The organism is Tepidiphilus baoligensis, assembly GCF_012911495.1.
GTDB classification, from domain to species: Bacteria; Pseudomonadota; Gammaproteobacteria; order Burkholderiales; family Rhodocyclaceae; genus Tepidiphilus; species Tepidiphilus olei.
The window spans coordinates 26,290-44,015 of record NZ_JAAAUB010000005.1; the positions used below are offsets into that span (position 1 = coordinate 26,290).

General features: G+C 64.5%; 17 protein-coding genes and 1 CRISPR repeat array. Of the genes, 2 read left to right on the forward strand and 15 right to left on the reverse strand.

Annotated features, from left to right (window positions below):
* Window positions 1–86 precede the first annotated feature (86 nt).
* Complete coding sequence (gene ubiB, locus GV368_RS04870; RefSeq protein WP_169115701.1) at window positions 87–1,613, forward strand: ubiquinone biosynthesis regulatory protein kinase UbiB; 1,527 nt, start codon at window positions 87–89, stop codon at window positions 1,611–1,613.
* Window positions 1,614–1,637: 24 nt separating this feature from the next.
* Here the strand turns inward: ubiB and GV368_RS04875 are convergent, their stop codons facing one another.
* The 3 genes from GV368_RS04875 to GV368_RS04885 all read right to left on the reverse strand — a co-directional run bounded on the left by GV368_RS04875 (window position 1,638) and on the right by GV368_RS04885 (window position 2,597).
* Entirely contained in the window at window positions 1,638–2,078 is a 441-nt protein-coding gene (locus GV368_RS04875; protein ID WP_169115702.1) for a type II toxin-antitoxin system VapC family toxin, read from the reverse strand.
* Window positions 2,075–2,323 carry a type II toxin-antitoxin system prevent-host-death family antitoxin gene (locus GV368_RS04880; protein WP_169115703.1) on the reverse strand — a complete coding sequence of 83 codons (249 nt, stop codon included), beginning with the start codon at window positions 2,321–2,323 and terminating at the stop codon, window positions 2,075–2,077. The genes GV368_RS04875 and GV368_RS04880 overlap by 4 nt, the downstream gene beginning before the upstream one ends.
* A gap of 106 nt (window positions 2,324–2,429) precedes the next feature.
* Window positions 2,430–2,597 carry a hypothetical protein gene (locus GV368_RS04885; protein WP_169115704.1) on the reverse strand — a complete coding sequence of 56 codons (168 nt, stop codon included), beginning with the start codon at window positions 2,595–2,597 and terminating at the stop codon, window positions 2,430–2,432.
* A 112-nt stretch (window positions 2,598–2,709) separates the two neighbouring features.
* On the opposite strand from GV368_RS04885, the gene GV368_RS04890 reads away from it, so the two are divergent.
* On the forward strand, window positions 2,710–2,982 hold the full coding sequence (locus GV368_RS04890; RefSeq protein ID WP_169115705.1) for a hypothetical protein: 273 nt from the start codon (window positions 2,710–2,712) through the stop codon (window positions 2,980–2,982).
* Between the two features lie 305 nt (window positions 2,983–3,287).
* Here the strand turns inward: GV368_RS04890 and GV368_RS04895 are convergent, their stop codons facing one another.
* The 12 genes from GV368_RS04895 to malQ form a co-directional block, all read right to left on the reverse strand.
* A complete protein-coding gene (locus GV368_RS04895; RefSeq protein WP_142804122.1) occupies window positions 3,288–3,485 on the reverse strand; it encodes a hypothetical protein in 198 nt (65 codons plus the stop codon).
* 577 nt (window positions 3,486–4,062) lie between these two features.
* Window positions 4,063–4,245 (reverse strand): hypothetical protein, encoded by a 183-nt coding sequence (locus GV368_RS04900; protein ID WP_142804121.1) that lies wholly within the window; start codon window positions 4,243–4,245, stop codon window positions 4,063–4,065.
* A gap of 75 nt (window positions 4,246–4,320) precedes the next feature.
* Window positions 4,321–6,497: a CRISPR direct-repeat array (repeat unit 29 nt; unit sequence CGGTTCATCCCCGCGCACGCGGGGAACAC).
* A gap of 44 nt (window positions 6,498–6,541) precedes the next feature.
* Complete coding sequence (gene cas2e / locus GV368_RS04905) at window positions 6,542–6,856, reverse strand: type I-E CRISPR-associated endoribonuclease Cas2e (protein WP_055423122.1); 315 nt, start codon at window positions 6,854–6,856, stop codon at window positions 6,542–6,544.
* On the reverse strand, window positions 6,837–7,757 hold the full coding sequence (cas1e, locus tag GV368_RS04910) for a type I-E CRISPR-associated endonuclease Cas1e (protein WP_169115706.1): 921 nt from the start codon (window positions 7,755–7,757) through the stop codon (window positions 6,837–6,839). Before cas1e ends, cas2e begins: the two co-directional genes overlap by 20 nt.
* A gap of 10 nt (window positions 7,758–7,767) precedes the next feature.
* A complete protein-coding gene (gene cas6e / locus GV368_RS04915) occupies window positions 7,768–8,493 on the reverse strand; it encodes a type I-E CRISPR-associated protein Cas6/Cse3/CasE (protein ID WP_169115707.1) in 726 nt (241 codons plus the stop codon).
* Complete coding sequence (gene cas5e / locus GV368_RS04920; RefSeq protein WP_169115708.1) at window positions 8,478–9,131, reverse strand: type I-E CRISPR-associated protein Cas5/CasD; 654 nt, start codon at window positions 9,129–9,131, stop codon at window positions 8,478–8,480. Before cas5e ends, cas6e begins: the two co-directional genes overlap by 16 nt.
* A 5-nt stretch (window positions 9,132–9,136) precedes the next feature.
* Window positions 9,137–10,309, reverse strand: a complete 1,173-nt coding sequence (gene cas7e, locus GV368_RS04925) for a type I-E CRISPR-associated protein Cas7/Cse4/CasC (RefSeq protein WP_169115709.1) — start codon at window positions 10,307–10,309, stop codon at window positions 9,137–9,139.
* 21 nt (window positions 10,310–10,330) lie between these two features.
* Complete coding sequence (gene casB, locus GV368_RS04930) at window positions 10,331–10,915, reverse strand: type I-E CRISPR-associated protein Cse2/CasB (protein WP_169115710.1); 585 nt, start codon at window positions 10,913–10,915, stop codon at window positions 10,331–10,333.
* A complete protein-coding gene (gene casA, locus GV368_RS04935; RefSeq protein ID WP_169115711.1) occupies window positions 10,905–12,431 on the reverse strand; it encodes a type I-E CRISPR-associated protein Cse1/CasA in 1,527 nt (508 codons plus the stop codon). The genes casB and casA overlap by 11 nt, the downstream gene beginning before the upstream one ends.
* Window positions 12,428–15,091 (reverse strand): CRISPR-associated helicase Cas3', encoded by a 2,664-nt coding sequence (gene cas3 / locus GV368_RS04940; protein WP_169115712.1) that lies wholly within the window; start codon window positions 15,089–15,091, stop codon window positions 12,428–12,430. Before cas3 ends, casA begins: the two co-directional genes overlap by 4 nt.
* Window positions 15,092–15,226: 135 nt before the next feature.
* A complete protein-coding gene (locus GV368_RS04945; protein ID WP_142810380.1) occupies window positions 15,227–15,481 on the reverse strand; it encodes an accessory factor UbiK family protein in 255 nt (84 codons plus the stop codon).
* A gap of 56 nt (window positions 15,482–15,537) precedes the next feature.
* Entirely contained in the window at window positions 15,538–17,724 is a 2,187-nt protein-coding gene (gene malQ, locus GV368_RS04950) for a 4-alpha-glucanotransferase (protein ID WP_169115713.1), read from the reverse strand.
* Window positions 17,725–17,726 lie beyond the last annotated feature (2 nt).

Sequence of the window (17,726 nt, forward strand, 5' to 3'; positions counted from 1 at the left end):
CGAACTGCAATTATAGCCGTCCCGCCCGCCCCAAACGCGCCGATTTGCGCTAACCTTGGCCATTCCGCAACCCGTCGAATCCCACCGTGCGCCTGCTGCGACTGACCCGCATCTTCTGGATCGTCTATGCCTACTCGCTCGACGAGATCGTCGCCCAGGCCGACGCCTCGGGGCGCCTGACGCGCTGGTGGCGCCGGCTCTTCTTCTGGCGGCGCAGCGCCGTGCCCCGCGGCGTGCGTCTGCGCCGGGCGCTCGAATCGCTCGGGCCGATCTTCGTCAAGTTCGGCCAGATGCTCTCCACCCGCCGCGACCTCATCCCGCCCGACATCGCCGACGAGCTCGCCCTCCTGCAGGATCGCGTCCCCCCCTTCCCGAGCGAACAGGCCCGCGCGCTCCTGGAAACGCACTACGGCAAACCGCTCGAGGCCGTGTTCGCCCATTTCGAACGCGACCCGGTGGCTTCGGCCTCGGTGGCGCAGGTGCACTTCGCCGAACTCTTCGACGGCACGCAGGTGGCCGTCAAGATCCTGCGCCCGGGCATCGCCCCGGTGATCGAGCACGACCTCGCGCTCATGGACACCGCCGCGCGGCTCCTCGAAGCGCTGTGGCCCGAGAGCCGGCGGCTCAAACCGCGCGAAGTGGTGGCGGAATTCGCCAAATCCCTGCACGACGAGCTCGACCTCATCCGCGAGGCAGCCAACTGCTCGCAGCTGCGGCGCAACTTCGCCGGCAGCCACATGCTGCTCGTGCCCGAAGTCTATTGGGACTACTGCGGGCGCGAGGTGATGGTGATGCAGCGCATGGTCGGCACCCCGATTTCCCAGATCGAGACGCTGCGCGCCAAGGGGATCGACCTCAAGCGCCTCTCGGCCATGGGTGTGGAGATCTTCTTCACCCAGGTCTTCCGCGACGGCTTCTTCCACGCCGACATGCACCCCGGCAACATCCTCGTGGCCGACGACGGACGCTACATCGCGCTCGATTTCGGCATCGTCGGCACGCTCGCCGACGAAGACAAGAACTACCTTGCGCAGAACTTCCTCGCCTTCTTCAAGCGCGACTACCGGCGCGTGGCCATCGCCCACCTCGAAGCCGGCTGGGTGCCGCCGCACGTGCGCGTCGACGAATTCGAAGGCGCGATCCGCGCCGTGTGCGAACCCATCTTCGACCGCCCCCTCAAGGACATCTCCTTCGGCAAGACCCTGCTGCGCCTCTTCCAAACCGCCCGGCGTTTCGAAATGGAAGTGCAGCCCCAGCTCGTGCTGCTGCAAAAAACGCTGCTCAACATCGAAGGACTGGGGCGCCAGCTCGACCCCGAGCTCGACCTGTGGCAAACGGCCAAGCCCTTCCTCGAGCGCTGGATGAGCGAGCAAGTCGGCTGGCGGGCGCTGCGCCGCCAACTCGAAGAAGAAGCCCCGCAATGGGCGAAACTCCTGCCGCAACTGCCCCGCCTCGTCCACCGCGACCTCAGCGAGCGCCTGGCCGAGCGCGAACGGGAAAAACTGCGCGAGCGCCGCGCCGAACGCGAAGCGGCCAGCCGCCGCCGCGAGCGGCTCGTGTGGATGCTGCTCTGGGTGGCAGCGTTTGCCGCGGGGTGGTGGTGGGGGCGGTAAAAACAGACAGGGGATTGGCTATTCTTATTGGGACGATCGCATGCGCAAAGGGGCTATGCCCAGCAGCATCGCCGCTTGTGTGAGTCGAGCATCGAAGCAGGCGAAACGCAGCTCGTCTCTGGTGGCTTGCTGCACCGTTCGCGCAGACGCCAGCTGGACGCTGTCGTAGCCGCGCAGCGCAAACGCATCGGCAAAGGTACCGGCGAGCTCGACGAGCGATTGGGTAACTTCAACGATGGCATAGTTCGTCCAATCATCCCGCAGCCGGGCGCGCACAGTGTCGATGGCGGCTGCGTCGATGGGGCGCTCCCGGACGCGTCGTGCCAGTGCCGCCATGATTTCAGCCCAGGCGATCCGCACAACCGCAACCATGCGCGCCCGCGCAACAGCCGCAAGCATCTCGGCGCTTCCAACTTCCTCGACGTAGAGCTTGACGAGTGCAGAGGTATCGCAAAAGAGGATCACCCCCGCCCCTCGATTACCCCTTGGCTGACAGGAGTGCCACCAGAAGACAGCACCACCGGATCCTTGGGCTGGAGTTTCTCCCCATTCCAGGAGATCGCTCCCTCGGTCATCAGCTGGCGCAATCCCACGTCAGTTACCTCGGGAATACCTACGGCGAGGCGAGATCGCATGTGCACCATCCCACGACGCCGCACTCTCAAGAGGCGCATCAGGGTCACTTTGAGCTCACGAATGGAAGCATGCATGGCGAGATTCCAGAAACCAAGGTCAAGCAGCATTATGCCCCGAGATCACCGGTTACCTCAATGGCGTTCACGCGACAGGAGCGTCCTGCGAACTTGGCGCAAAAACTCAAAAACGCTTCTGAATGATCCCGGCGGCGACGCCAACGCCTGCAGGAACGAGCAAAACGAGCGCAACGCCAGCGAGAATCAACCCCCACCACGGCAGCACTGGCGCCAGCAGCCAAGCAGCGATCGCGACAAGAAGAAGAGCAAGAACGGCGAGAAGGGTATCCATGAGGCAATAGTATGGCTCAAATTTGCTCTTTGGAACCCGAGTCTGCGTGACGGGGAATCCTATTTATCATGCCAATATGATTTCAAGGGTTGGCGGCACAATCTAAAGGAATATGCTGAAAGTGCGCCGGACACCGCAGACTGGAGGAAGAATTAAAATGAGTCCATGCTGCAGTCAGAAGCATGACATGAAAATTGGATTTGTCCTGATTGATTCTCCGCTCACGCCGTTCTCGACTCGACGCGAGATCGTGCAGTGGGCGGCATACTGCCGGAATCAGGCGGCTCTGAGCGGCAACCCGGTGAGTCGCGAGGCATGGCAGCGCGAGCTCGACGAGACGGAACGACTGCTGGCGCAGACGCTCGCCGATGGAAATGGTCGATGATCCGCGTCGAGATAGACGACCGCGCTGTGCGCTTGGCGTTCGCTGTGCTCGCCCGGTTTCAATCCACGTCCGGCTTTTCAGCAGGTCGAAGGGCTGCGCACGGTGCTCTCTTTCGAGCCCTACTCATGGAAACCGGCCGAAGTTGGCGACCTGAAGATCTCGGCGCCGTGGCCGAAATGCTGGGAAACGCGTGATCGCGCCGATCGACGGGCTCGAGGCACTGGCCTACCACTGGACGCCAGAGCTCGGACGCGCGATAGAGATAAACGAGTTCGTAGGCTAGGTTCGGCGCGCCGAGCGTGCGCTCAAGGCGCGCAGCGGCGGATGAGCCGAGCGATACCGACGATGAACGCCTCGGTCAATTCGTGCACAAGCGCCAGCAGCGGCCACAGCATGAGCGTGAGCGCGCAGACAGCCATTAGTGCGGTAAACGTATCCCATATCAGCAAGACCGGCACACAGGCGAGTGCGGCGGCAAGCAAGGAAAGAATCAGCGATGCCATATTTACTTATAGCATGAGGTGGCTGTCATGTTTCTTTATAGCATGGGGTGGTTGTCATGTCGATGAGAGGCATGGCAATCGACGTCACGCTGAGCCTGACCGATCGGTTCAGCGCGCCACTCAAAGGCGCGATTGGACACATCGAGAGGCTCGCTGCCATTGGCGCGGCGGCGCATGCGGCGGCTTACGCATTACCTGGCCTGTCGCAGTCGGCGCAGCGCATCACCATGCAATCGACGCAGGCGTTCATGGCCGGTTCATCCCCGCGCACGCGGGGAATACACGGCCTGCCGGGTCGCGCTCGGCCTCGAATCGCTGCGCGATGCGCGCCCCCATCTCCTGACCGATGGCGCGCATAGCAGGCCGACCCTGGGCGCCCTTGAAACCAACCACCGCGCGCCAAGAAGGGGCGCGGCAGCATCCTTTACCGTACGGGCGAGCTGCTGAATTCGCGCACGCACCGAGCCGACCCCTTCGAGGCTGCAGTGGGATTTGGTAAGCCCTACGCCGCTTATCATGAGTTTGGCACGTTTCAAGCCATGCCCGGCTTTTCAGCCGGGCGAAGCGCACGCGGCGGCTAAGCTAACACGAGGGCAACGATGAAAACAAGCGCCCACCAACCCAACATCGTGCCGATAGGCGAAATGCCACGCTCCCCCTGGATGAAGCTGATCAGTATAGGCGGCGCAAACAGCAGTCCCACCAACATCCAGCCCGCCCAAGCGTGATCGTTGGCATAAGAGAGGATCGATTCAAGCATGCCTGCCACCCTGTCGATTGCTGCGAGATTAACAATCCCTTCCTTGCCTTGCCTGCCTCGCCTGCCTTGCCTCGCCGATTCATCCCCGCGCACGCGGGGAACACATTTACCAGGCCAGGCAGCTCGCGGCCACCCGCGGTTCATCCCCGCGCACGCGGGGAACACTAGTCAATGCCTTCGACGAACCCATAATTACTACGGTTCATCCCCGCGCACGCGGGGAACACACCCCTTCGGCCCCGAGCAGGCGCCCAGTGGCCGGTTCATCCCCGCGCACGCGGGGAACACCGGCGAGCTCTTTGGCGACATGCAGGTGCAGAACGGTTCATCCCCGCGCACGCGGGGAACACATCCGATCAGGTGCAGCAGGCTATCCGGCGCCTGGTTCATCCCCGCGCACGCGGGGAACACGGTCGGCATAGCGCACGCGCTGGGCGTGTAACACGGTTCATCCCCGCGCACGCGGGGAACACAAGCGACTTCATCGACCCCGCAAGTTCAATTGCCGGTTCATCCCCGCGCACGCGGGGAACACTTGCACGCAACATGTCTAGCTGCTGCAGGCGGTCGGTTCATCCCCGCGCACGCGGGGAACACGTCATCGTCGAGGGTCTAGGTCTGTTCGTGTTCGGTTCATCCCCGCGCACGCGGGGAACACGCCGTTCGTGTACAAGGCGTATGCGATCGGCGACGGTTCATCCCCGCGCACGCGGGGAACACACCAGGCGCATCTGGACGATCAATGTTTCGGTGCGGTTCATCCCCGCGCACGCGGGGAACACCTACTCCGGCCCATGGTCGCCGGAGGATACGCCGGTTCATCCCCGCGCACGCGGGGAACACGATGGTTGTTGCTATTTGTGGCGTTGCTGAATCGGTTCATCCCCGCGCACGCGGGGAACACCCACACCTCGGCGTCGGCGTATGGCTGGCGCTCGGTTCATCCCCGCGCACGCGGGGAACACGTTTTCTGCGCCTCGTCGATGGTTGCGGTTACCGGTTCATCCCCGCGCACGCGGGGAACACGAGCGACAAATCGCGCGTCGGATTGATGCTCACCGGTTCATCCCCGCGCACGCGGGGAACACCGGGTTGAACTCGGCCACGCGGCCCAGATACCCCGGTTCATCCCCGCGCACGCGGGGAACACGCAGCGCCGAATAAATTGCCTGCGGCGTTTTGTCGGTTCATCCCCGCGCACGCGGGGAACACCACGACGCCAGACACGTCCGGCACGTCAAGCACGGTTCATCCCCGCGCACGCGGGGAACACTCTTCGTCGGTGAACCGATCCATGAATTGCAGCGGTTCATCCCCGCGCACGCGGGGAACACCCATCTATCGTCGGCGTGCTGACCAACAGCAGCGGTTCATCCCCGCGCACGCGGGGAACACTCGATCCGCCGCGCTGCCGTGTGCGCGTGCGGCGGTTCATCCCCGCGCACGCGGGGAACACGTCCAGAACCGCCTCGAGCGTGGTGGCAAAGGTCGGTTCATCCCCGCGCACGCGGGGAACACTCAGACAAAGCGTTTGCGAGCTGGGTTGGCAGCGGTTCATCCCCGCGCACGCGGGGAACACACCACCGGCGTCCTGCCCAAATTCGCCACCTTCGGTTCATCCCCGCGCACGCGGGGAACACTCGATCCACTCCATCGCCCAGGCCCGATCCCCCGGTTCATCCCCGCGCACGCGGGGAACACTTTTCAACACCGCAACCCGTGGCGGAATCGTTCGGTTCATCCCCGCGCACGCGGGGAACACGCGGCGCTCATCATCGTGGCGGTCGGCGGGTTCGGTTCATCCCCGCGCACGCGGGGAACACACGAGCCACGGCCTACGGCCGGTTCGTGCTCGCGGTTCATCCCCGCGCACGCGGGGAACACTGTTGCGTCGCGCTTTTTCGATGTTGCGTCGCGCGGTTCATCCCCGCGCACGCGGGGAACACCCGCCACCTCCTCGAACCGGCTCGGCTGCACGCCGGTTCATCCCCGCGCACGCGGGGAACACGCACGAGACGGTGTGCTATGACGGGCAGAACTTCGGTTCATCCCCGCGCACGCGGGGAACACGGCGCGGTCGCCGGGCTCGGCGCGCTCAACCTCGGTTCATCCCCGCGCACGCGGGGAACACGCGTGAGACGCTGCGCTGGGTGATTTTGACCGCGGTTCATCCCCGCGCACGCGGGGAACACCGCCCCCCGGCCCGCGTCCAGCGCAGGATTTCCGTTCATCCCCGCGCACGCGGGGAACACACTTGAAATTTTCCCATGTTTTTAAATAAGTTGCACACTGCCCGCTAACCTACCGCCGACCCACCGTTTGGCGACACCGGCTCTGGCGGTAGGAACGACACGAGCTGGACGCCGTCCAGTTCGACGGGCACGCGCCGGTTGGCCCCTATCGTCACGAATTCAAAGCCTGCCTCGTTGTTCGTGCGCCAGACCATCACGGCGTTGCCCTCGCCGACGCCGGCTTCGACGTGGCGCCAGATCTCCTCGCGTACCCTGCGCGAGTAATTGCCGACGTAGACGCCAGCACGCACTTCCAACAGCCAGACGGCCAATCTACCCCGTAGCCGGGGCGGGACGTTCTCAACCACGATGACCAACATCGCCCAAAGGCTCCTTGTCGGCAATGGCCGGCAGCACTTGGTCAGGCGCCGGCTCAGGAGGCGCGATGCCGCCGGCGGCAAGCACATCCTCGATGGTCGGGATGATCTTTTCGAGAAGCCGCGTCCGGCGGAATACGTCGCGGCAGCGCAGGCGCACCTCCCGCTCGGCGTTCGCCTTCGCCGAGGCGGCCACTTCGAAAGCGACCGGCACGACGGTATCGAATTTGAAAAGGTCCGCGATATCGTAGACGAAGGATAACGGCTTTCCAGTGTGGATGAAACCGATCGCAGGTGCATAGCCTGCGGCAAGCACCGCCGCTTCGGTGACGCCGTAGAGCGCTGCGGTGGCAGCCGACAGGCAGCGATTGGGTCGGTCGGAGGACTCCCAGGATTCGGGATCGTAGTCACGATGCACCCAGCGCACTTTGTAGCGTTCGGCCAGCCGCTTGTACATTTCGCGCACGCGCGCCCCCTCGATGCCGCGAAGTTGCTCGACGGAGCGTCGCTGCGGCGGCTCTTGACCGAAGCGAATGGCGAACATGCGGCGCACGACTTTGAGGCGCAGCTCATCGTCCAGGGCGAGCTTTGCCTGATACAGCAGCCGGTCGGAACGGGCACCGCCCGGTTGCCCGGCAGAATAGAGGCGAACGCCGGCCTCACCCACCCAAACGAGCAAGGTACCCACCCTCGCCGCGAGCGCGCAGGCGGCATGCGAGACGCGCGTGCCGGGCTCCAGCATCAGGCAGGCCACGCCGCCCACGGGGATATGGGTGCGCACCCCGTTGACATCCACGACGACGAAAGCGCCGTCGAGCACGTCGAGCTGCCCTTTCTCGACGTAGAGCACCGAGAGGCGCTCCTTGATCGGAATCGGGCGCGGTGGCGGCAGCGGTTCGTTCATGACGATGACCTCACGGCGCCACCGATAGCAGCCCCAGGCCAAACGCCTTGCCGCGCCCAAGCCCCTGTTCGATGATCTGCAGAAGACGCCCGGGATCGGTCACTTCCATGCGTCCGTCGTAGTAGGCGACGTCGAACGTGAGCCAAGCCGCGGCGTCGGTGCCCGGTTTGCGAAAACGCCAACGCGAGCGACGTACCTGGACGTCGAACAGGGTCGGCACATCCGTTTCGCCGCTCGCGCCGGGGTCCGACCAAAACGCCTCGCCGGCTCGCACCGCGGCACGCTCGAGGCGACACAGCGTGAAACCTCCGCGTGTTCGGCCTTGGCCATCGAGCCATGCCAGCGCCTCGAGGTCATCGTGGATCCCCACGCGCTGCCCGCGACGCGCGGGCGTCCCGTCGACTTTCCGCGCCCGGGTCGGGTTGGCATACAGCCGAAAACGCAGTTCGCGCCCCGTTTGCAGCAGGCGCGCGGGGTCGTAGGGCTTGCTTTGGGCATGCCCATAGCGTGGTGGCAAGCGCTCCCAGTTCCCGGCTCGATCGCTCTGGATCAGGACGGTGGGCCGATCGAACGGCCCGCCCGGCTCCAGGCGCCAGAGAAAGCGCGCTGGCGGAGCATCCGGGTGCTCGGCAAAGACGCGCGCGAGCGTCTGGTGCATCGCATAGGGGTTTGCCACGTCACGGCGCGCGGCATGGTCGCGCGGATCGAGCACCAGCCGGCTCAGGATGAGGGGCATGTCCAGACCTCCGAGCGCACGAAACGCGCGCCAAAACGCCGTTCGGCAAAAGGCGCGACGGGTTGATCCATGCGCAGCGCGCCTTGGCTGTCGTCGGGGTTTTCGAGGACGACGCGCAAAGGCCGTGCGCCCTCCTCGCCGCCCACGAGCAAGGGATGGCGGCGCAGGGCATCTTCGAGCGAGGTGTCACACACACCGTCGGGCAGGGCCACGGGCAATCCGGGCGGGCAGCTCCTGCGGCCGAGAAAGATCGGCCAGACCGGACGATGAAGCGCCGCCTGGAGCGAGCGGAGAAAATCCACCTCGTCGCCTTCCAGCCCGACGAGGAAGACGGCGTCGGACAGGTAATAGCGCGGGCTGATGATGGTCGAATCGGCATCCGCTTTGCCATCGCGCTTGAGCACACCTTGGACGGTCTGAAAATCGCGCACCCGCACGCCTTCCCGATCCACCCGCACGCCCATGCGCAAGCGGGCGAGGTCATCCACCGGCAGATGCCGGTCTCGGCCCAGCGCGGCGCAGAGCAGCCCCAGCACGCCGGACTTACTCGGTTCGAGCTGGGAATCACGCTCGTCGTATCGGCTCGTCGTACCCCAGGATTGCAGGGGGCCGGCGAGGCGCAAAAGCAGCGTCGGCATGGCTTTCAGCCTCGCGCCGCGTAGAGTTCCGCCGCCTGCCGTGCCGCCCATTCGGCCAAATCGGCGAGCTTGACCACGGCGGTTCCTCCCGCATCCCAAGCACCGGTGAGATCGAGCACGGCCCACGGCCCCTCTTCGCCATAGGCTTGGGCCAGGGTTTTTTCCTGATGCGCGAGCCGCGCGACCGAAAGCGCGGAAAGCGCCCGGTCGCGCTGTGGGAAAACCGGTTGCTCGAAGGCATTGGCGAGGTTGATCGGCATCCTTTGGCGCAGTACCACGCCGACGAAAGCGGGCGGATTGTGCGCGGCAAAGCTGTTTTGCTTGCCGGAAGGCAGCGTACGCGCAAACGCCTCGATGAAGGCGCGCACGCTCGCCAGCGCGAGTTCCTCGTCGTCTTGCAGGTTGGCAAGGAGTTTCAGCGGGTCGAGTGCGGCGTAGCGGTAATGGGTGGCGGAGTTGAATTCGACGTTGTCGATCATCGCCGCACCGCTTTCCTCGGGCGTGGCCAAGTCGTCCACCGCGGTGAAGTAGTCGAACTGGCGCTCGACGGCATGGGTGGAAATCGAATGCGCCACCTGGCAGGCGGCGTCCTGGTTGGCGCCCGGCAGATCGGCGAGCATGCGGCCGAAAAGGGCGATGTCGGCGGCGTTTCCCGAAGCATGGAAACATGCTGCCAGATCATCGCAAAACTTTTCAGGAATATCCTTTTGCTTTACTGCCTTCTGCTCGGAAAGCTTTTTCAAATCATCGGAATATTTCCCAATCAAACTCGTGAACTTGGCGACCTCGCCCGGTGCAAGAAACATGAGATAAGAAAGCTTCTTCGCCTCACTTTCGTCTTTGTCGCTTTTATTATCCTTGTCCTTATCCTTGTTCTTGTCTTTCTTCTTCAAGGCAAGTTTGACGATCTCGTTGAAACGATCTGCCCGCACAATGCCGTTTTCCTGAAGACTGGCTTTGAGCAAACGATCGAGTCTGGCGGTTCTGACGCCAAGTGCCCCACGAAGGATTTTGTGATCTTCGAAATTTTTCCGTGTCGGACGCTTCTGCGCCTGCGAACTCAGGCGCGCGCGCCGAAATCCGCCGAAGATGGCGTCCTTGGGCGCGCCGGTGTCGTCGCGGTTGAGGTTGCCGGGGGCGATGTTCTGGATGATGTGGGTTTCGATGAAGGGGGGCATGCTGATCTCCTCAGGATAGGGTCAGAGCGCAGGGGCGGCTGCCTCGGGGGATTCGCCGGCTGCACTACCTTGGGTGCGGTAGAAATCTTTCGCCCAGCGGGCGCGGATGCGGTTTTGCCGCTCGGTGGCGTAAGGCTTCATGAGTTCGCGCAGGTCGGCAAGCAGGGCCGCGTGGTCAAATGCTTCCTCTTTCAGCAGCGTGACGATCTGGCGCAAGTGCTCGGGCAGACCGTCGGCGTCGGCTTCGAGGAGCGCGATGAAGCGCCTTTCGAGGCTGGGGCGCTGGTCGTTCTTCCTCCACAGCGCCCCAAACGCCCGGGCGAGCGAGCGGCCTTCCTGATGCTGGCCGTGCAGCGCGTAAAGCATAGCGCCGAGGTAGAACGCGGGCCGCTCGCTCTGGGGCGTGTCTTCGGACAGGAAGGGCTCGACGAAAGGAAAAGCGGGCACGTACTCGCCCGGGGCAAACGCCGCCGAGCGGCGCAGGATGGCGCGCGCGCCGCGGTCTTCGCAAACCCTCGCCAAGTGATTGATGAACTGCTGCGCCCGGCTGCGTGTTTCCCCGCGTTGCGGCAGGTCTTGCGGGACGGTTTCATTTTCATGCGGCATCGCGGTTCTCCTTGCGGTCGCTGAGGATGATGTTGAATTCGGTCTCTTTCTGCGCCATCGCCCTCCAGGCGCGCGGCGTGTCGGAGAGCAGGATGCCCAGTTCGCGCCAGAAGGCGTGTGCGGCCTCGGTCATGGCGTTTTGCCAGAAACGATGCGCCGCTTCCCAGTCGTCAGCGGAGTAGTCCTTGATGCTGGCATATTTCGCCATCAGTTCTGGCAGCCGCTGTTCGAGACGGGTGAAATAAACGTCTGCGAGCGGACTTTGCGCGACACGCTCGCGAGCTTTTTTGCGGGTTTGCTCGTGGTTTGGGTCGGGTTGTGTCAGCGCCACGACACGCGCAGCCAAAGCGTGCAGCTTGTCGTACAAGGCTTCGGCGTGTGTCACGTCTTTCCGAAACGCCGCCGCCACGCCCTCGATGGCAAGCAAGGCGTGCGGCAGGCGCAGCAGTTCCATGCGGACGCGTTCGAGTTTGCCCTGGTCGCTGGCAAGCCCCGCGGCAAGCACGTGCAGCACCTCACTGTCGTCGGTGATTTCAGCCGCATGGCGAAGCACAGCAGGCGCCGTTTTTTTGGCATCCGCCGTGATGCTGGGCAAGTCGCGCCAGAGGGCGCGACCGCCATTGAAGCGGGTGCGCACAATCTTCTCGCCATCTTTGCTTTTGCCAACACTCTGCGCAACCATTGGATCAGGAGCATGAGGGTCTTCCAGCAAGGCGATACCAGCAGAAAACCGTATTTCCCGTACCATCCCGGCATCGTCCACGTCGAGTAGGACACCGCGCGACTGACGGGTGTAGCGATCGTTCGGGCCGGCGGCCAAGGTGGCCGGCGCGACGAGGTCTTGTATCGAGGGCGGCGGCTTTTCCCACGCGGGCAGATCGTCCGAACCGGACGTTCCCGAACCCAAATTGAGCAGCAGCGTCTCGCCCAGATTCGCACCCAGCGCCATAAAAGCGGCGCTGTTGGCGAGCGGTCCGGCTTTTTCCGATTCCTTGAGCACCCTTACCTTTTTTCCTGGCACAAAACAGAAAAGTCCCAACATGTCACGCAAGACGCCAGGCCAATGACCTTCGTGCATCAGACGATGCTCAAACAAAAAACCGTCATTGCCCGCCATCGTCAAATAAAAAGGGGACTTTCGGTTTTTTTCTACCGCGGGAATACCTTTGATGACCGCCACCTGCATGAAGGGATGCTCGGGGTGCACGAGCCAGAAGCGCTCGCGCCAGTGTTCGAGATAATCGAGCACGGCGTCGCTTGGCAGCCCCTCACGCCGCCAGCGTCGGCGCTCCTGCAGGCCCCATGATTTGAAGCGCGCGCCCAAGGCGCGGTGCAGGATGGCGAGCAGGACGCGGTAGAGCGCGATACGGTTGGCGGGATTGGGCTCGTCGAGGTCTCGGATGGCGTGCGCCTCTCGGAACACTGCGGCAAGACCGACGTGGGCGCTTCGCCCATCCAGGAAACGCACGGGAATCCACGATTCATCGATCAGGTTGTAGCGCGCCAAATGGTTCACGTCTCCTCCTTCTCATAGACCAACCCCAGACAGGGATCGAGCCGCACTTGCAGGTTTCCCGCCATTGTCTTGCTTTCGTCATCGAGAAGCAAGGGGTAGAGATCACGCAGATACGGGGATTCGGCGAACGCCGGCGGCCTTGCTTGCGCTTTCAGGGATTCGATGAGCGCCTTGCGTGAGACGCGCAATTGACGGGTGTAGACCACCCGCGCGCGGTCCCGCTCGAGCGGGCACTGCGGGTCGAAGGGCGGCGCATCCGGGCGCTCGCGCCAGCCGGCTTCGTTGACCCACAGCGGCACCACGGCGAGGCTTTCTTCGCCCAGACGCGTGACGACTTCGAGCCCTCCTTCGCCAGCTTCGCGCGCTTGCGGGATGTCGATGAGCGCGAAAAGATCGGGCGCGTCGGCATCGAGCGCGACGTTGTGCATCCGCTGGCGCATTTCCTGCATCTCGGCGAGGTATTGGCCATAGGCCGCATCCTGATCCTGCACCGTCGCCACCTCCGCGCCCTCATCCGCTGGTGCAGCGTCATAGACCGCCTGCACCAAGGGGTCGATGTCGTGAGGCAGCCGAATGACGAGTTGCTTGCGCAACTGCTGCCAACTGCACAGCAGGATGTAAGGCTGATAGACGTACTTCCAGCGCGTCGCGGTGAGGTCGGGTGGCGCCTCGCCGGCCAGACCGGCCACGTAGAGCATCGGCTCCCGATGCGCTTCGGGGCGCTGACGCGGGTGCCGATGCAGGCGCCCGGCGCGTTGCAGCACGAGGTCGACGGGCGCCAAGTCGGTGATCATGGCGTCGAAATCGACGTCAAGGCTTTGTTCCGCGACCTGCGTGGCGATGAGGATCGCTCGTTCTGGTCTCGCGCCGCCGCCAAACCGCGCGAGCACCGTCTGTTCGATCACCTGACGCTGGTCGGCGGGAAAGCGCGCGTGGTAGAGCAGCACCTCGGCCGCATCTCCGACCGTATCTTCGAGCATCGAGTAAAGGGTTTGCGCGCGGGCGACGGTGTTGACGATGACGGCGATGCACCCGCCCTCGGCCGTCAGATTCCGCGCCGTCTCGGCGATGGATTCGAGCGACTCGGAAAGCGCGCGCAGCGCGATCGGCGCCTGCTCGCGGGCGATGATCGTCTGGGATGAGATCCGCCCCCCTTCGGCCAGCAAGACACGCGGATAGGCGGTTTCCTCGCTTTCGGCGACGCCCCAGGCGGCGAGGAGTTCTTGGCGTTTGGCGCGCGGCAGCGTGGCCGAGAGCAGGATCACGGCGCAGCCCATGCGCTTCAGCCAGCGCAAGAGATGCGCGATCAGCCCGCCGGTGTAGACGTCGTAGGCGTGCACTTCGTCGAGGATGACGACGCGCTGGGCGAGCCCCCACAGCCGCACGAAATGGTGCTTGACGTGCAGCACGGCGTAGAGCGCCTGATCGACGGTGCCGACCCCGAACGGGGAAAGGAGCGCGCGTTTGGGCTTGGCGAACCAGCTCGCCGCGGCAACGTGCTCGCCCGGTTCGCCGTAGACGCCACGCAGCGCCTGATACGACTCGACCAATTCAGCCCCGGCATGCGCGAGCTGGATGTCGAGCTGGACGTCATGCTGGTCGGCGAAAGCCTGCAAAAAGCGCACCGCGCGCTCGAACATGGCGTTGCCGGTCGCCTGCGTCGGCAGCCCGACGTAAAATCCGCGTAGACCAAAGCGCCGCTGCAGGCGCAAGAACGCGAGGAAGGCCGCCTCGGTCTTGCCTTCGCCCATGGGCGCTTCGATGAGCACGAGCGGCGGTTCGGCGATCCCGCGCAGCAGTTCCTCGACGGCGCTCTGCAAGGGGCGCGGCGCGAGCGCCTTTCCCGTCATGCGGGAAAGGAGGGCGGCCGTGTCTTCGCGTTCGTCTTCGAGCAAGCTCACGGTTTCGCGCCAGCCCAGTTCCTGCAAGGCGCGAGCGGCGCGCTCTTGCGCATCCTGCCAGTAGGCCGGACCGGGCGGCGGGCGTCCTGCATAAGGAAAGAAAGCTTCGTTCGAGCCGATCCAGTCGGCCACGCTCACGAGTCCAGCCAGCCACAGCGCCGCGTCGAGCCGGGTTTCCAAAAATTCCCCGTCCGGCAGGGCGGATGCATCGAGCCCCTGCGCTGCGAGATAGTCGCGCAGCAAGGCACATCGCGCTGCGCGCCATTCGGGGGATTCACGGTTCGGCGCGGCATGTTTGCGCTCACCCAATCGGACGAGATAGCCGTGATGCCCACCCAGAATGCAGGCGAGCGCCTCGGCAATGTGCGTCTCCTTGGGCAGCAGGGCGGCGGTGGCCAGATCGTGCCGATCCTGCGTCAGTACCTGCGGCGGCCGAAAGGAAAACCCGGCGGTTTCCAGCCGCGCCCGGCCTTGCCGCCATTTGGCCTGAAAACCGGGGATCGCCTTGCCGTAATCATGCAAGCCGGCGAGCGCGGCGAGCACCTCGGCCCGGAATTCCTGCAATGCAGGCGGGGGAATGAATCGCTCGAGCAGCACCCGCGCCACGGCAGCCACGTCGAGCAGGTGGGAAAGCAGCGAATGGCCACACCCCTCCGACTCTTCCGGGGCGCTCTTGCCCCAAAAGAGCGGGCACACGGTTTCCTGCACCGGCGTCACCGGCGTAGTACCGTTCACATCGGTCTGATCCCGATCCGCCATGACATAATCCTGACCTGGCCATGGCAGCATCGTCATGTAATCAGCTCGACGTGTCAAGATGTTGGGAACAAAAAAGCCAACCCTCAGGCCGGCTTTTCCTCCCAGCGATGCCGCATTCCTGCGGCAGGCGCGGATTCAATCCTCGTCCACACCACCGGCGACCTGGGCTTCAAGCACGCCGACGCGGCGTTCGAGCTCGGCGAGCTCTTGACGCAGTTTGATGACCAGCTCGCGCTGCGCTTCGAATTCGTCACGGGTGACGAGATCCATGCGCTCGAACATGGAGCCGAGCAGCGCCTTGGCGTTTTTCTCGAAATCCTTGAGCGGGCTCGTTTCGGCGAGGTGCTTGAGTTTCTGCGCAAGTTCGTCGAACATGGGAGGTGTGGCCATGACATACTCCGATACGTAAGAAAAAGGCGGTCCGGGCATGAGTGTAGCACGCTGCATCAGCGGGCGCGCCCGGCGCGCCGCATCCGCTCGGCGAGGGCGAGGAAGTTCGGCTCCGTGGTCCAGCCCTCCAGCACCACCGGCAATTTGATGCGCCAATTCGGATATTCGGTGGAAGTGCCGGGGAAATTGACTTGCTCCGTTTGTCCGAATACGTCCTCCATCTGAACCATCATCACCGCGGCGGGGGTGCGCGCCACATATTCGTGGATCGCCAGCATCAACGATGGGGTCATGGCGTCTGCGCTCGGTTCGAGCCCCGGGGGCAAGAGCCCTTCCCGCGCGAGCGCCGTGAGCAGCCGCTCACGCAGGTATTGCCGTTCGGCCTGCAGCCGGCCTTGGGCTTCTTCCGTGAGCCACCCCAGCCGCTGGCGCACGCTCAAGTCCGTCCCTTTCCAATAGCCCGCCAGGGTGGGAAGATCGTGGCTGCCGATGGCCACCACGGCTTGACGCGGATAGGAGGAAGGGGATTTGAATTCTCCGTCGCCGGTTCGCTCGAAGGGCAACAAGCGGATCGACAGGATACCCTTGGGCGCCAGGGCGGCGCGGAGCTCGTCGGGCACCGTGCCGAGGTCTTCTCCGACCACCAGGCAGGACTGCTGCACGCTGTGCAGGGCCAAGATACCGAGCAGGTCGTGCAGGGGATAATGGACGTAGGTGCCTTCGGTGGGTTTTCGCCCGGAGGGAATCCAAAACAAGCGCATCAGCGCCATGACATGATCGAAACGCAGGGCGGCGCCATGGCGCATGTTGGCGCACAGCGTTTCGGCGAAGGGGGCATACGCGGCACGGCGCAGCCGATCGGGAATCCACGGAGGCAGGCCCCAATCTTGGCCGGCCGGGTTGAAGTCGTCGGCGGGCGCGCCGATGCTCGCCGACAGGGCATAGACGCTTTGGTGCATCCAAGTGTCGGCGCCACCGCGGTCGGCCGAAAGCGCGAGGTCGAGATAGAGCAGGACGCCTCTTTCCTCTCCATGGCGCATGCAGGCGGCGAGCTGCTCGTGGGCCAGCCATTGCAGCCAGGCGTGGTACTGCACTTCGTCCGCGTGTGTGGCGGCGAACGCGTCGACGGCGGGGGCTGCGGGGTCGCGAAACGATTCGGGCCAGGCCGGCCAGCCCCAGGCGCGGGCATCGAGACGGTGCCAGTGCCGCTGCAGGGCTTGATGCACGGCGAAGTGCTTCAACGCCTCGCCCTGTTCGGCGAGATGATTCCGGTAGGCCGCGGCGCGGGGGGTGTCGCGTGCGAGGTGATGGTCGCGAAAGTGGGCGAAGAGTCGCTCGAGGATGAAAGTCTTGCGTTCGGCGACCGCGGCATAATCGACCCAGGCCGTCGCGCGCAAGGCTTCGAGACTGTGCTGGAAGCGGGGCTCGGCCACTTCCCGCTGGGCTTGGGCACATTCGGCGAATTCAGGGATGGCTTCGACATCCAGGTAGAGCGGATTGAGGAAACGCCGGCTCGAGGGGCTGTAGGGGCTCGCCTGTGTCGGGTCGTACGCATGCAAGGCGTGCAGGGGATTGAGGCCGACCACCGCGGCCCCGGCATCGGCGGCGATCGCGATCACTCGGGCGAGGTCGGTGAAATCGCCCATTCCCCAGTTGCGTTCGCTGCGCAGGGCGTAGAGTTGCAGCGCGATCCCCCAGACGCGCCGCTCGCCCGCCAACAATTCGGGGGTATGGCATCGAGGCGGGGTCACGATGAGGCGGGTTTGGCAGGGTGGGCCTGCGGGGGGTTCGATGCGGAAGAGATGCTCACCCAGGGGGAGCGGCTCGTGCCAGTAGAAAGCGACTTCGAGATAACCCTGGCCGTCGATTTCCCGTCGCCCGTCGATTTCCATCACGGCGGGGGGAAATTCCCCTTGGTGCATCGCTCCTCGTTCCAACCACAGCGTCCAGCGGTGGGTTTGGTCGGCGAGGGTCTCGGCACAGCGATAAGGAATGCGGTACGGCGCGCAGGATTGCTGCACGACGGTGACGGGATCGAGCCCTTCGAGCCAGGGCCGGCGTTCGTGTTCGGTCAGCGCCTCGGTGAGGTCGGTTTCGGTCGTGATGACGCCCATCGCCTGCAACAAGGCGATTCGGGTTTCGTCCGGCGTCGTGTGCAGCTGTCCCCAGAGGTCGTGGTAGGCGTCGGCGATGCCCACGGCCCGCGCCAGGCGAAGCAGGGTTTCCCGTTCTTCCCGAGTCATCC

Coding starts and splice junctions, on each gene's coding strand:
- GV368_RS04880 (WP_169115703.1), bottom strand. CDS start 2,323: ATGCATGCTTCCATTCGTGAGCTCAAAGTGACCCTGATGCGCCTCTTG.
- GV368_RS04885 (WP_169115704.1), bottom strand. CDS start 2,597: ATGGATACCCTTCTCGCCGTTCTTGCTCTTCTTCTTGTCGCGATCGCT.
- GV368_RS04890 (WP_169115705.1), top strand. CDS start 2,710: ATGCTGAAAGTGCGCCGGACACCGCAGACTGGAGGAAGAATTAAAATG.
- GV368_RS04895 (WP_142804122.1), bottom strand. CDS start 3,485: ATGGCATCGCTGATTCTTTCCTTGCTTGCCGCCGCACTCGCCTGTGTG.
- GV368_RS04900 (WP_142804121.1), bottom strand. CDS start 4,245: ATGCTTGAATCGATCCTCTCTTATGCCAACGATCACGCTTGGGCGGGC.
- cas2e (WP_055423122.1), bottom strand. CDS start 6,856: ATGTTGGTCATCGTGGTTGAGAACGTCCCGCCCCGGCTACGGGGTAGA.
- cas1e (WP_169115706.1), bottom strand. CDS start 7,757: ATGAACGAACCGCTGCCGCCACCGCGCCCGATTCCGATCAAGGAGCGC.
- cas6e (WP_169115707.1), bottom strand. CDS start 8,493: ATGCCCCTCATCCTGAGCCGGCTGGTGCTCGATCCGCGCGACCATGCC.
- cas5e (WP_169115708.1), bottom strand. CDS start 9,131: ATGCCGACGCTGCTTTTGCGCCTCGCCGGCCCCCTGCAATCCTGGGGT.
- cas7e (WP_169115709.1), bottom strand. CDS start 10,309: ATGCCCCCCTTCATCGAAACCCACATCATCCAGAACATCGCCCCCGGC.
- casB (WP_169115710.1), bottom strand. CDS start 10,915: ATGCCGCATGAAAATGAAACCGTCCCGCAAGACCTGCCGCAACGCGGG.
- cas3 (WP_169115712.1), bottom strand. CDS start 15,091: ATGGCGGATCGGGATCAGACCGATGTGAACGGTACTACGCCGGTGACG.
- GV368_RS04945 (WP_142810380.1), bottom strand. CDS start 15,481: ATGGCCACACCTCCCATGTTCGACGAACTTGCGCAGAAACTCAAGCAC.
- malQ (WP_169115713.1), bottom strand. CDS start 17,724: ATGACTCGGGAAGAACGGGAAACCCTGCTTCGCCTGGCGCGGGCCGTG.